This is a genomic window from Salmonella sp. A1325, from assembly GCF_056991255.1.
This window is the reverse complement of record NZ_JAMLWO010000001.1, coordinates 504,137-516,792: the sequence shown is the minus strand read 5'-3', so window position 1 is coordinate 516,792 and position 12,656 is coordinate 504,137. Positions and strand designations below refer to the sequence as shown.

The 12,656-nt window shown below is 44.6% G+C and carries 13 protein-coding genes; 9 read left to right on the top strand and 4 right to left on the bottom strand.

Annotated elements, in window-relative coordinates:
* Positions 1-69 precede the first annotated feature (69 nt).
* Positions 70-282 (top strand): fumarate hydratase FumD, encoded by a 213-nt coding sequence (fumD, locus tag NAZ64_RS02710; RefSeq protein ID WP_000165779.1) that lies wholly within the window; start codon positions 70-72, stop codon positions 280-282.
* A 95-nt stretch (positions 283-377) separates the two neighbouring features.
* Here the strand turns inward: fumD and mlrB are convergent, their stop codons facing one another.
* From mlrB to NAZ64_RS02690, 4 genes are all read right to left on the bottom strand, one after another.
* Entirely contained in the window at positions 378-1,337 is a 960-nt protein-coding gene (gene mlrB / locus NAZ64_RS02705) for a transcriptional regulator MlrB (protein WP_220569227.1), read from the bottom strand.
* A 172-nt stretch (positions 1,338-1,509) separates the two neighbouring features.
* On the bottom strand, positions 1,510-2,238 hold the full coding sequence (locus NAZ64_RS02700) for a MerR family transcriptional regulator (protein WP_000122320.1): 729 nt from the start codon (positions 2,236-2,238) through the stop codon (positions 1,510-1,512).
* Between the two features lie 178 nt (positions 2,239-2,416).
* The gene (locus tag NAZ64_RS02695; RefSeq protein ID WP_000666335.1) at positions 2,417-3,055 is read right to left on the bottom strand and encodes a two component system response regulator; all 639 of its coding nucleotides are present in this window, start codon (positions 3,053-3,055) and stop codon (positions 2,417-2,419) included.
* Positions 3,056-3,085: 30 nt separating this feature from the next.
* Complete coding sequence (locus tag NAZ64_RS02690; RefSeq protein ID WP_220569226.1) at positions 3,086-5,848, bottom strand: two component system sensor kinase; 2,763 nt, start codon at positions 5,846-5,848, stop codon at positions 3,086-3,088.
* A 400-nt stretch (positions 5,849-6,248) separates the two neighbouring features.
* Between NAZ64_RS02690 and spiC the strand changes: the two genes are divergently transcribed.
* The 8 genes from spiC to NAZ64_RS02650 all read left to right on the top strand — a co-directional run bounded on the left by spiC (position 6,249) and on the right by NAZ64_RS02650 (position 12,649).
* Positions 6,249-6,650, top strand: a complete 402-nt coding sequence (gene spiC / locus NAZ64_RS02685) for an SPI-2 type III secretion system protein SpiC (RefSeq protein WP_001562740.1) — start codon at positions 6,249-6,251, stop codon at positions 6,648-6,650.
* Between the two features lies 1 nt (position 6,651).
* The gene (gene spiA / locus NAZ64_RS02680; RefSeq protein WP_483640868.1) at positions 6,652-8,145 is read left to right on the top strand and encodes an SPI-2 type III secretion system protein SpiA; all 1,494 of its coding nucleotides are present in this window, start codon (positions 6,652-6,654) and stop codon (positions 8,143-8,145) included.
* Positions 8,126-9,337 (top strand): SctD family type III secretion system inner membrane ring subunit SsaD, encoded by a 1,212-nt coding sequence (ssaD, locus tag NAZ64_RS02675; RefSeq protein ID WP_076935178.1) that lies wholly within the window; start codon positions 8,126-8,128, stop codon positions 9,335-9,337. The genes spiA and ssaD overlap by 20 nt, the downstream gene beginning before the upstream one ends.
* 7 nt (positions 9,338-9,344) lie before the next feature.
* On the top strand, positions 9,345-9,587 hold the full coding sequence (gene ssaE / locus NAZ64_RS02670) for a YscE family type III secretion system co-chaperone SsaE (RefSeq protein ID WP_000210201.1): 243 nt from the start codon (positions 9,345-9,347) through the stop codon (positions 9,585-9,587).
* 210 nt (positions 9,588-9,797) lie between these two features.
* Positions 9,798-10,124, top strand: a complete 327-nt coding sequence (gene sseA, locus NAZ64_RS02665) for an SPI-2 type III secretion system chaperone SseA (RefSeq protein ID WP_076935179.1) — start codon at positions 9,798-9,800, stop codon at positions 10,122-10,124.
* A 6-nt stretch (positions 10,125-10,130) separates the two neighbouring features.
* Entirely contained in the window at positions 10,131-10,721 is a 591-nt protein-coding gene (gene sseB / locus NAZ64_RS02660; protein WP_076935180.1) for an SPI-2 type III secretion system translocon protein SseB, read from the top strand.
* Positions 10,718-11,191, top strand: coding sequence for a SycD/LcrH family type III secretion system chaperone SscA (gene sscA / locus NAZ64_RS02655; RefSeq protein ID WP_220569225.1), 474 nt, complete (start codon positions 10,718-10,720; stop codon positions 11,189-11,191). Before sseB ends, sscA begins: the two co-directional genes overlap by 4 nt.
* Positions 11,192-11,194: 3 nt before the next feature.
* On the top strand, positions 11,195-12,649 hold the full coding sequence (locus NAZ64_RS02650) for a type III secretion system translocon protein (protein ID WP_220569224.1): 1,455 nt from the start codon (positions 11,195-11,197) through the stop codon (positions 12,647-12,649).
* Positions 12,650-12,656 lie beyond the last annotated feature (7 nt).

Genomic DNA, 12,656 nt, shown 5'->3' with positions numbered 1-12,656 from the left:
GCATCAAATTTTGTTTAATAGAGAAGACTGTTATATTCTGTTGGTTTGAGCTGGCGACGAGTAAAACGTATGACAAAACCGACAAAAGATGACGAACTGTACCGCGAGATGTGCCGGGTGGTGGGCAAGGTCGTGCTGGAAATGCGCGATTTGGGGCAGGAGCCTAAATATATTGTTATTGCGGGCGTGTTAAGAACCGCGCTGGCGAATCAACGCATCCAACGTAGCGCGTTAGAAAAACAGGCGATGGAAACCGTGATTAACGCTCTGGCGCGGTCATAGCCGCTATCAGGGGGGCAATAACGAAATCGCCTTTGAATTGTCGCGATTGTCACCATGGCGGGCAGGTTGCCCGCCGTTAGCGATGCGCAGGGTTATCAGTTGATGGCTAAGCGCAGCCCTAATGTATCAGGGTACGGCTCAAAATAATTCTGGCTGCGTAGATAGTCATCTGGATGTTCCGCCAGATAGTGCTTCAGCAGCGTTAACGGTGCCAGGATAGGTAGTCGGCCCGCCCGGTAGCCGAGAATCACCTCGCGTAATTCCGCGCGTTGCCTGCTGTTCAACGCGCGGTGAAAATAGCCCTGGATATGCATCAGCACATTGGTGTGGTTTTTACGTGAAGCGGGGTGGCGCAGGATAGCCATCAGTTTTTCTCTGTATCGGACAAAGAAGGCATCCAGATCATCCCACTCATGCAGACGCGCGACGAAAGGGCCAATTTCGCGGTAGCCGGCCTGGTGGTGGGCGAGAAGCTGAAGTTTGTATCGGCTATGAAACGCGAGCAAACTGTGACGACTCAAGCCCTGCGCGCGTAGCGCATTTAATTCATGTAGCGCGAAGATACGTGCGATGAAGTTCTCGCGTAGTACCGGATCGTGCAGGCGACCATCTTCCTCTATCGGCAGCCAGGGATATTTCTCCATCATCGCGGCGGTAAACAGCCCCGTGCCAGCTTTGCGGCCCCTGTTACCCTTTTCATCATACAGGCGAACGCGCTCCATTCCGCAACTGGGCGATTTTGCACACACAATAAACCCCGCCAGTTCGCCTATTGTTGGCAGAAACCGATCGGCAAAGGCATTCATTCGCTCGGTAACGTCATCGTGCGGGGCATGGCTATAGCGCATCCGAATGTCGCCACAGGTCGTCTGGATAAGACGCAGCGCAGGGCGAGGCACGGGCAGGCCGATCGCCATCTCCGGGCAGATCGGTTTGTAGTCCACCCACGGTGCCAGAGAGTTCATGACAAAATCCATACGCTTATGTCCGCCATCAAAGCGTACCGCGGCGCCAGTCAGACATCCGCTAATGCCGACTACGGGTTTGTTATTCATGATTCCCCCTTATTGAAAGTACGACGACTGACGCCAATGGCGCAAAATGTTATCTCACGCTGATTTAAAACTTACACAACTTTGTTTTTTTGTCTAAGTTTTCGCGGGGATTTTTTTTGACGTAGTTAAATATCAATAAGATAGAATGAGGGGGAGAAATCTATTTCAGCGCTTATAGTGTGATAACCTCCAGCGAAGCGACCACGTTGCGCCACTGGGCAAGCTGTTTTTTCTGCCCGGCAGTGAGCTTTCCGGTGGTCACCAGGAACCATTTTCTCTGGGCGAACAGTTCGGGCGCCAGAACGGCTGGTGGAGAGGGAAGAACATTGAGTCGCAGCTCTTGTCCGGTACGAGTCAACGCTTCCAGCCAGATTTCACAGTGATCCGAGAGATGCCATCCGCTAATAAAGGCATTGTTGCCAGGCGCTTTTCTGTCGCCTTCAAGGCAAAAAGAGGTGTAGGCAATAATGATGCCATCCAGTATTTCGCGCAGCGTCATCACGGCGGGAAGGTGCGCGGACACTTTGCTGCGCAACGGACGCAATAAATGGGTCACCAGTTCTGCGCGGGGATATTCCCGGCCACAGTCATAAATCAACTGCCGCAGCGCGTCAATTCGCCCTTCGTGGAGATGTTGAAGCATCGTCTCCTGAATCGTTATCCAGTTATCGCCCAGGCGAATGACCGGACGCGACAGTAAGGGTTTGACCTGACTTATCGGTACGCCTTTTCTCACCCAGTCGAGGATGCTAAGCGCTTGTCGAATATCGTCATCGCTGTATAAGCGATGCCCGCCATCAGTACGCTGCGGTTTCAATAAACCATAGCGTCGCTGCCATGCCCTTAGCGTGGCGGCATTGATACCGCATAGTCTGGCAAATTCGCCGATAGAATACGACATGGTAAAGCCCGTTAAATAAGGGGATTCTACTATATCATGATTAAATGAAGACTAAGGTAGTGATAAATGGTGCGGCATACCAGGGCATCCGTATGGATTTTGTCGATGATGAGCAATACTGCGTGGCGTAAGGCTCATCAAAATATGACCAATGCTTAATACCATCGGATGCCCCTGGTTAATACTCTATTAACCTCATTCTTCGGGCGCAGTTAAGTAACTCTGTCACTTTATGAACCTGTAGCTTTCTCATCATATTCATCCGGTGTGTTTCGACGGTTTTTATACTGATATGTAGCTTTTCGCTGATCCCATGATTGGTATATCCCTCGTCAATAAGTTTAAGAACCTGACGCTCGCGCAAAGTAAGCAGTTGATGATTGGTCGTGTCAGCGTTTAATTCAGCCAGGATAGCTTCCCGATTCAACGTCGGGTCAATGTAACGCTTGTTTACTGCTACTGTTTGCAATGCCGCTAACAGAACTTGCTGACTACTGCTTTTTAAAACATAGCCATTAGCACCTGCGGCTAAAGTTTTAATGGTCATATACTCTTGTTGGTATGCTGTGTAAACCAGAATATTCATTGCTGGCCAACGCTGATGTAATTGGGGAATGATATCCAGGCCATTGATGCCAGGTAAGCTAAGATCAAGGATAAGTATGTCAGGCTCGTATGCGCAACAGGCATTATAAACCTCAAGACCATTTTTAACATGTTCTACAATTTTAAAATGAGGCCAGGGTAGTAAGGCATTCATAATGCCGTTAATGATGATTTCATGATCGTCTACTAATAAGATCTTATATTCTTTCATTTTGCTGCCCTCGCGAAAATTAAGATAATATTAAGTAATGGTGTAGTTTTTGAAGATCATACGTATTTTCTGGCGTAAGTCGGTTAGTTCCTCCAGCGCGATGATTTTCCCCATTTTTACGCGGTTCTCAATGTCTATGACATAACATACCAATTCAGTCTGCCCTATTTGACCTAAACAGCCTTTTAATGTGTGAATTAACTGATCGATTTTTTTTCCAGCCGATATGGCATTTTCAATATCAGCCAGCAAGAGGTCCAGTGATTGGAAAATCTTGCTATTAATGACCATATCATCTGTCGCCAGTAGCGCTGAGCAGCGACTCGGATCCTGCTCCTGTAGCTCTATATTTCGCAAAAGTTGATATTCTGCGGCAATACTGATATAGCGAGCTAAGGTAGCCAATGTCACTGGTTTGGTAATGTAATGATGAATCCCATTTTTTTTACAACGATGAATATCTTCTGTCGCTACGCTAGCGGATAGCGCCACAAACATGCAGTCAGGATCTAAATTATTCGGCTCATCGTGCCATAATTGTACACATTCAATACCATCTATTTCTGGCATTCTAATGTCAATCAGTACTAAATCGAATCGCTGCTGTTGTGATAAAGTCAGAGCCTCGTTACTACTGGCGGCAATAGTGACGTCTTGGCCCAAGCTGACAAGCATTTTGCCGATGATATCCCGATTAATATCGGCATCATCAACCAAAAGAATCTGCAACTGCCAAGGTGGTAACAAATTATTTATTACTGGCATATTTGGTGTACACAATATTAACTGTTGCGCCAGGTCGTAGAGTTTTCCGGGGAAATACAAAAGCTCAGCGTTGAGAAGCGCATTTTGCTGGTGGGGTGGTTCGCCGCGTATTCCCCAGCAAGCCAGTTGCCGATGCAGGCAGAAAGGCGCTGACAGCGTCCCTTTAATTGGTTGAGGCGGTTGGTATTCTTGTAAGGGTAATACTAGCGAGAAACAGGTTCCAACCCCGGGGACACTTTTTAGTGTCAGGTTACCGCCCATCATTTTAGCCAGGCTTGACGCAATAGTCAGTCCAATTCCTGTACCTTGCGAATTTGTGTCTGCTTGATAAAAAGCAGTAAAGATTTGAGACTGCTGCTGTATTTCAATCCCTTTACCGCTATCGCTAACCAGAAATATTAATTGTTCCTCATGACGCTTGACCGTCAGACGTATCCCTCCTGTTTCAGTAAATTTTACCGCGTTCCCGAGTAAATTAACCAAAATTTGCCGTAAACGGATACTGTCGGTATGAAAATAGAGAGGGACATGTTGACCGACAAAAGTACGTAATGACAGTTTTTTGCTTTGCGCTGGCCCCTGGATGGTTTGCATTGCCTGGTCCAGTAACGGCAGTAACGCTGTTTCTTCCATATGTAATGTGAAATGACCAGACTCGATGCGTGAAAAATCCAGCAGATTATTAATAATAGCTAACAAAGACAGTGTACAATTCCTGGCGGTATCAGCTAATCCTTGCTGCTCTATGTTTAAAGGGGTGGTTTGTAATAATTCAATCGCACCGAGTACGCCATTCATTGGAGTACGTAACTCATGGCTTATTACCGTAAGATGAATGCTTTTACGTTTGTTAGCTTGCTCAGCGCGTTTTTTTGCTTCATTTAGCGCCTGGGTGCGCTCTGCGACTTTGTTTTCCAGATTGTCGTATTGGACTTGTAGAGTATCAAGCAGTTGGTTAAAAGCACCGGCAATACTATCTAATTCATCCAGTCGTTGTTCTGGTAAACGTGTGCTCAGCGGTGCAGTTGCGGTTTTATTAATGACATCGACAAAACGCCATAACGGTTTGGCCAGTGAGCGATGTAGTAACCAGCAAAAAGCCGACGTCATCAACACCAATGCTGTTAATGTAAAGGGGATTTGTTGAAGGATAATTTTTAAGATGCGATTATGTAGATTACCGTATGGGTACAGCGTAACCAGACTCCATCCGGGGCCATGCAAGGTTGTGCGTAATATCAGAAATCCGGGAATTTGCTGCCATCCATCATGCAGCGTTACATTCTCTAACTGTGTACGTATTTTTTGCGGGATGTATGAAAACGGCAATAAGTGGTTGTTTTGATCCAGCCATACTCGAATACTATCATCTAATGGTAGGTGGCTCTTAGTAATGAGATCGGGAAGTTTAACCATCACCCCAAAAAATACGCCTTGCTGATCGGCAACCGCAACGGAAGCGTGCCATCCTTTGCCGTTTATGTATTCTGGTTCACTCCAGTAAAACCCGGCATGGGTTGGGTATAAAGGAAAGCTTTTTCGCGTTAAAGGCTGTAGAGTTGAATAATCTGAAGAGTTATCAGTAGATAATACCGAAATCTCATTTTTATGGTTAAGAATAAAACTATCGCGACGAAAGCTTTTTTCATCGATATCAGCGGACTGCAGAAAGAGACGGTGCTTCTCTCCGTTTAGCGTCGGCGTGCAATTTGAAGGACCGACAGACAGATGCCGGCTCACCTCAGGGAAAATATCGTTATGATGAATCTCAGTCGCTAATGAGCATTGATACATTAAATTTTTAGCGTCACGCTCAGCCTCTTCAAATCGTTGATTGCTTAGTACAATATTCATCTCGGATAGAGCGGATAAGTCCTCTATTATATGCTGCCGTTTCTGAACCATTGATATATAAGCTGCAGTAAGCACAGATAGCAGCCAAATAATTATTGTTGTTAATAAAAATAAAAATGTTAGCCTGATTACTAAAGATGTTTGCAGCGTATTCTTGGGATTCAGCAAATTCATAATGCTTTCCTTCTGTTGCCTGTTGCAAAATCTTTGGTACTTGATCACTATCGCAGTACATATAGTTTCATCAGAAGATTAATCGATGGTGTTATCATTAGGGAGATAAATTTCTTCATATATAACCCAGTCGATGACTACAATTAATTTTTAATAAGGCGGTGATGTAAAAACATCGTAACAGTTTATTTAATAAATAATTTTTCAAATTGTAATTTTTTGTGTCAATACTGAAAGTGTAATTGTGAATTTATCGGAAAATCCGAATGATAGAATCGCCTGTCACAAGGTATATGTAGACAGCATCCTGATATTGTACAAGAAGAGTATAGTCGAAATAAATGTGAATCAGGCTTTTTATGGATGTGGTTGTGAGCGAATTTGATAGAAACTCCCATTTATGTCTGAGGAGGGATTCATGCTGGCAGTTTTAAAAGGCATTCCATTAATTCAGGATATCAAGGCCGAAGGTAATAGCCGATCCTGGATAATGACTATTGATGGGCATCCTGCCAGAGGAGAAATTTTCTCAGAAGCATTTTCTATTTCTTTGTTCTTAAATGACCTGGAAAGCTTACCTAAGCCTTGTCTTGCCTATGTGACACTACTGCTTGCAGCACACCCGGATGTCCATGATTATGCTATACAGCTCACAGCGGATGGGGGATGGTTAAACGGTTATTATACCACAAGTAGTAGCTCTGAGCTTATTGCTATTGAGATAGAAAAACACCTGGCTTTAACTTGCATTTTAAAAAATGTAATACGCAATCACCATAAACTTTATTCGGGTGGGGTATAAAATGGTAGTAAATAAACATTTAATCTTAATTTTACTATTTATACTCAATACGGCAAAGAGTGATGAGTTATCATGGAAAGGTAATGACTTCACCCTTTATGCCAGACAAATGCCATTAGCAGAGGTTTTACATCTGCTCTCAGAGAACTATGATACGGCTATTACTATTAGCCCATTGATAACCGCTACATTTAGTGGGAAAATTCCGCCTGGACCACCGGTCGATATTTTGAATAACCTGGCAGCACAATATGATTTGCTTACCTGGTTTGATGGCAGCATGTTATATGTATATCCTGCATCGTTATTAAAACATCAGGTTATCACTTTCAATATTTTATCTACTGGACGGTTCATTCATTACTTACGCAGCCAGAATATCCTTTCATCACCGGGATGCGAGGTTAAAGAAATTACCGGTACCAGAGCTGTGGAGGTGAGCGGTGTTCCCAGTTGCCTGACTCGTATTAGTCAATTAGCTTCGGTGTTGGATAATGCGTTAATCAAACGAAAAGACAGTGCGGTTAGTGTAAGTATATATATGCTTAAGTATGCCACTGCGATGGATACCCAATACCAATATCGCGATCAGTCCGTCGTGGTTCCTGGGGTCGTGAGTGTATTGCGTGAGATGAGTAAAACCAGCGTCCCGGCGTCATCGACGAACAATGGTTCACCCGCTACACAGGCATTGCCCATGTTTGCTGCCGACCCACGCCAGAATGCAGTGATCGTTCGTGATTATGCGGCCAATATGGCCGGGTATCGGAAACTCATCACAGAATTAGATCAACGCCAGCAGATGATAGAGATTTCGGTGAAAATTATCGATGTTAATGCTGGCGATATTAACCAGTTAGGCATCGACTGGGGAACGGCAGTGTCGCTGGGTGGCAAGAAAATTGCGTTCAATACAGGTTTGAATGACGGTGGAGCTAGCGGTTTTTCAACGGTAATCAGCGATACCTCAAACTTTATGGTGCGTTTGAATGCCCTGGAAAAAAGCTCTCAGGCTTATGTACTTTCCCAGCCATCTGTGGTGACTTTAAATAATATCCAGGCTGTGCTGGATAAGAATATTACTTTCTATACCAAACTGCAGGGAGAAAAAGTGGCTAAACTTGAATCTATCACTACGGGTTCTTTGTTGCGCGTTACACCTCGCTTGTTAAATGACAATGGCACGCAAAAAATAATGCTTAATCTTAATATTCAGGATGGACAACAAAGTGATACGCAAAGCGAAACAGACCCGCTGCCCGAAGTGCAAAATTCTGAAATTGCTTCGCAGGCCACATTATTGGCCGGACAAAGTCTATTGCTGGGAGGATTTAAACAAGGTAAACAAATCCACTCGCAAAACAAAATTCCTTTATTGGGCGATATTCCTGTCGTAGGTCATTTTTTTCGCAATGATACGACTCAAGTACATAGTGTAATCAGGCTTTTTTTGATTAAAGCCTCAGTAGTAAATAATGGCATATCTCATGGTTAATCCAAAGAGTTCCTGGAAAATACGTTTTTTAGGTCACGTTTTACAAGGCCGGGAAGTATGGCTGAATGAAGGTAACCTGTCACTGGGGGAGAAAGGATGCGATATTTGTATTCCGCTTACTATAAATGAAAAAATTATTCTGAGAGAACAGGCAGATAGTTTATTTGTTGATGCCGGGAAAGCCAGAGTTAAAGTTAACGGTCGCAGATTTAATCCAAATAAGCCGCTACCATCCAGTGGGGTTTTGCAGGTTGCGGGAGTGGCTATCGCGTTTGGTAAACAGGATTGTGAACTTGCTGATTATCAAATACCCGTTTCCAGATCAGGGTACTGGTGGTTGGCTGGCGTATTCTTGATTTTCATCGGTGGAATGGGTGTCCTGTTAAGTATTAGTGGTCAGCCTGAAACGGTAAATGACTTACCTTTACGGGTTAAGTTTTTATTAGACAAAAGCAATATTCATTATGTGCGGGCGCAATGGAAAGAAGATGGAAGCCTGCAGTTGTCCGGTTATTGCTCGTCAAGCGAACAGATGCAAAAGGTGAGAGCGACTCTCGAATCATGGGGGGTCATGTATCGGGATGGTGTAATCTGTGATGACTTATTGATACGAGAAGTGCAGGATGTTTTGATAAAAATGGGTTACCCGCATGCTGAAGTATCCAGCGAAGGGCCGGGGAGCGTGTTAATTCATGATGATATACAAATGGATCAGCGATGGCGTAAGGTTCAACCATTACTTGCAGATATTCCCGGGTTATTGCACTGGCAGATTAGTCACTCTCATCAGTCTCAGGGGGATGATATTATTTCTGCGATAATAGAGAACGGTTTAGTGGGGCTTGTCAATGTTACGCCAATGCGGCGCTCTTTTGTTATCAGTGGCGTACTGGATGAATCTCATCAACGCATTTTGCAAGAAACGTTAGCAGCATTAAAGAAAAAGGACCCCGCTCTTTCTTTAATTTATCAGGATATTGCGCCTTCTCATGATGAAAACAAGTATCTGCCTGCGCCAGTGGCTGGCTTTGTACAGAGTCGCCATGGTAATTACTTATTACTGACGAATAAAGAGCGTTTACGTGTAGGGGCATTGTTACCCAATGGGGGAGAAATTGTCCATCTGAGTGCCGATGTGGTAACGATTAAACATCATGATACTTTGATTAACTATCCATTAGATTTTAAGTGAGTGGAAAATGACAACTCTGACCCGGTTAGAAGATTTGCTGCTTCATTCGCGTGAAGAGGCCAAAGGCATAATTTTACAATTAAGGGCTGCCCGGAAACAGTTAGAAGAGAACAACGGTAAGTTAAAGGATCCGCAGCAATATCAGCAAAACACCTTATTGCTTGAAGCGATCGAGCAGGCCGAAAATATCATCAACATTATTTATTATCGTTACCATAACAGCGCACTTGTAGTGAGTGAGCAAGAGTAAAGTAAAAATATCTTAGAGCCTATCCCACCAGGCGTTAATTGGCGTAGCCAATTTGGACACGGACAGCGCGCAAAAACCGGAGCGTACACGTAGTACGTGAGGATTTTGAGCACTGTCCAGTCCAAAAATGGCAAGTAAAATAGCCCTAATGGGATAGTGGGATAGGCTCTTAGTTAGCACGTTAATTATCTATCGTGTATATGGAGGGGAATGATGATAAAGAAAAAGGCTGCGTTTAGTGAATATCGTGATTTAGAGCAAAGTTACATGCAGCTAAATCACAGTCTTAAAAAGTTTCACCAAATTCGGGCTAAGGTGAGTCAACAGCTTGCTGAAAGAGCAGAGAGCCCCAAAAAGAGCAGAGAGACAGAGAGTATTCTTCATAACCTATTTCCACAAGGCGTTGCCGGGGTTAACCAGGAGGCCGAGAAGGATTTAAAGAAAATAGTAAGTTTGTTTAAACAACTTGAAGTACGACTGAAACAACTGAATGCTCAAGCCCCGGTGGAGATACCGTCAGGAAAAACAAAAAGGTAAAGCATAATGTCTTCAGGAAACATCTTATGGGGAAGTCAAAACCCTATTGTGTTTAAAAATAGCTTCGGCGTCAGCAACGCTGATACCGGGAGTCAGGATGACTTATCCCAGCAAAATCCGTTTGCCGAAGGGTATGGTGTTTTGCTTATTCTTCTTATGGTTATTCAGGCTATCGCAAACGATAAATTTATTGAAGTCCAGAAGAACGCTGAACGTGCCAGAAATACCCAGGAAAAATCAAATGAGATGGATGAGGTGATTGCTAAAGCAGCCAAGGGAGATGCTAAAACCAAAGAGGAAGTGCCTGATGACGTAATTAAATACATGCGTGAACACGGTATACTCATCGATGGTCTGACCATTGATGAATATATGGCTAAATATGGCGATCATGGGAAGCTGGATAAAGGTGGTCTACAGGCGGTCAAAGCGGCTTTGGATAACGATGCCAACCGGAATACCGATCTTATGAGTCAGGGGCAGATAACAATTCAAAAAATGTCTCAGGAGCTTAACGCTGTTCTTACCCAACTGACAGGGCTTATCAGTAAGTGGGGAGAAATTTCCAGTATGATAGCGCAGAAAACGTACTCATGAAAAAAGACCCGACCCTACAACAGGCACATGAAACGATGCGGTTTTTCCGGCGTGGCGGCTCGCTGCGTATGTTGTTGGATGACGATGTTACACAGCCGCTTAATACTCTGTATCGCTATGCCATGCAGCTTATGGATGTAAAAGAGTTCGCCGGCGCAGCGCGACTTTTTCAATTACTGACGATATATGATGCCTGGTCATTTGACTACTGGTTTCGGTTAGGGGAATGCTGCCAGGCTCAAAAACATTGGGGGGAAGCGATATACGCCTATGGACGCGCGGCGCAGATTAAGCTCGATGCGCCGCAGGCGCCGTGGGCCGCAGCGGAATGCTACCTCGCGTGTGATAACGTTTGTTATGCAATAAAAGCGTTAAAGGCCGTGGTGCGTATTTGCGGCGAGGTCAGTGAACATCAAATCCTCCGACTGCGTGCAGAAAAGATGTTACAGCAACTTTCTGACAGGAGCTAAAAAATGAATCGAATTCCCAGTAATAGCGATAGCGCCGCGGGAGTATACGCCTTATCACATCATCACTTGAACAATGTCAGTTGCGTTTCCTCGGGCTCGCTGGGAAAGCGCCAGCATCGTGTGAATTCTACTTTTGGCGATGGCAACGCCGCGTATGTGCTAACAGGGAGAATTAGTCTTCAGGAGGCAAGCAATGCGTTGAAGCAACTGCTTGATGCCGTACCCGGAAATCATAAGCGTCCATCATTGCCTGACTTTTTGCAGACCAATCCCGCGGTTTTATCAATGATGATGACGACATTAATACTCAGCGTCTTTGGTAATAACGCTCAATCGTTATGCCAACAGCTTGAGCGGGCAACTGAGGTGCAAAATGCATTACGTGATAAGCAGGTAAAGGAGTATCAGGAGCAGATCCAGAAAGCGATAGAGCAGGAGGATAAAGCGCGTAAAGCGGGCATTTTTGGCGCTATTTTTGACTGGCTTACCGGCATATTTGAAACCGTGATTGGCGCCTTAAAAGTTGTGGAAGGTTTTCTGTCCGGTAATCCCGCAGAAATGGCTAGCGGCGTAGCTTATATAGCCGCAGGTTGTGCAGGAATGGTTAAAGCCGGAGCTGAAACAGCAATGATGTGCGGTGCTGACCCCGATACCTGTCAGGCGATTATTGACGTAACAAGTAAAATTCAATTTGGTTGTGAAGCCGTCGCGCTGGCACTGGATATTTTCCAGATTGGCCGTGCTTTTATGGCGACGAGAGGTTTATCTGGCGCAGCTGCAAAAGTGCTTGACTCCGGTTTTGGCGAGGAAGTGGTTGAGCGTATGGTTGGTGCAGGGGAAGCAGAAATAGAGGAGTTGGCTGAAAAGTTTGGCGAAGAAGTGAGCGAAAGTTTTTCCAAACAATTTGAGCCGCTTGAACGTGAAATGGCTATGGCGAATGAGATGGCAGAGGAGTCTGCCGAGTTTTCTCGTGAGGTAGAAAATAATATGACGCGAAGCGCGGGAAAAAGCTTTACGAAAGAGGGGGTGAAAGCCATGGCAAAAGAAGCGGCAAAAGAAGCCCTGGAAAAATATGCGCAAGAAGGGGAAAAATTTCTGTTAAAAAATTTTCGTAAGAAAGTTCTCTGGAATATGTTCAAAAAAATCCTGTATGCCTTACTGAGGGATTGTTCATTTAAAGGCTTACAGGCTATCAGATGTGCAACCGAGGGCGCCAGTCAGACGAATACTGGCGTGATTAACGCAGAGAAAACGAAGCTCGAAAAGAAAATAGAGCAATTAATAACTCAGCAACGGTTTCTGGATTTCATAATGCAACAAACGGAAAACCAAAAAAAGATGGAACAAAAACGCTTAGAGGAGCTTTATAAGGGGAGCGGTACAGCGCTTAGAGATGTATTAGATACCATTGATCACTATAGTAGCGTTCAGGCGAGAATAGCTGGCTGTCGCGCTTAATCTGAGG

What these genes read in the sequence shown, in the direction of transcription:
- fumD (WP_000165779.1), top strand. Translation starts at nt 70, where the DNA reads ATGACAAAACCGACAAAAGATGACGAACTGTACCGCGAGATGTGCCGG.
- mlrB (WP_220569227.1), bottom strand. Translation starts at nt 1,337, where the DNA reads ATGAATAACAAACCCGTAGTCGGCATTAGCGGATGTCTGACTGGCGCC.
- NAZ64_RS02700 (WP_000122320.1), bottom strand. Translation starts at nt 2,238, where the DNA reads ATGTCGTATTCTATCGGCGAATTTGCCAGACTATGCGGTATCAATGCC.
- NAZ64_RS02695 (WP_000666335.1), bottom strand. Translation starts at nt 3,055, where the DNA reads ATGAAAGAATATAAGATCTTATTAGTAGACGATCATGAAATCATCATT.
- NAZ64_RS02690 (WP_220569226.1), bottom strand. Translation starts at nt 5,848, where the DNA reads ATGAATTTGCTGAATCCCAAGAATACGCTGCAAACATCTTTAGTAATC.
- spiC (WP_001562740.1), top strand. Translation starts at nt 6,249, where the DNA reads ATGTCTGAGGAGGGATTCATGCTGGCAGTTTTAAAAGGCATTCCATTA.
- spiA (WP_483640868.1), top strand. Translation starts at nt 6,652, where the DNA reads ATGGTAGTAAATAAACATTTAATCTTAATTTTACTATTTATACTCAAT.
- ssaD (WP_076935178.1), top strand. Translation starts at nt 8,126, where the DNA reads ATGGCATATCTCATGGTTAATCCAAAGAGTTCCTGGAAAATACGTTTT.
- ssaE (WP_000210201.1), top strand. Translation starts at nt 9,345, where the DNA reads ATGACAACTCTGACCCGGTTAGAAGATTTGCTGCTTCATTCGCGTGAA.
- sseA (WP_076935179.1), top strand. Translation starts at nt 9,798, where the DNA reads ATGATGATAAAGAAAAAGGCTGCGTTTAGTGAATATCGTGATTTAGAG.
- sseB (WP_076935180.1), top strand. Translation starts at nt 10,131, where the DNA reads ATGTCTTCAGGAAACATCTTATGGGGAAGTCAAAACCCTATTGTGTTT.
- sscA (WP_220569225.1), top strand. Translation starts at nt 10,718, where the DNA reads ATGAAAAAAGACCCGACCCTACAACAGGCACATGAAACGATGCGGTTT.
- NAZ64_RS02650 (WP_220569224.1), top strand. Translation starts at nt 11,195, where the DNA reads ATGAATCGAATTCCCAGTAATAGCGATAGCGCCGCGGGAGTATACGCC.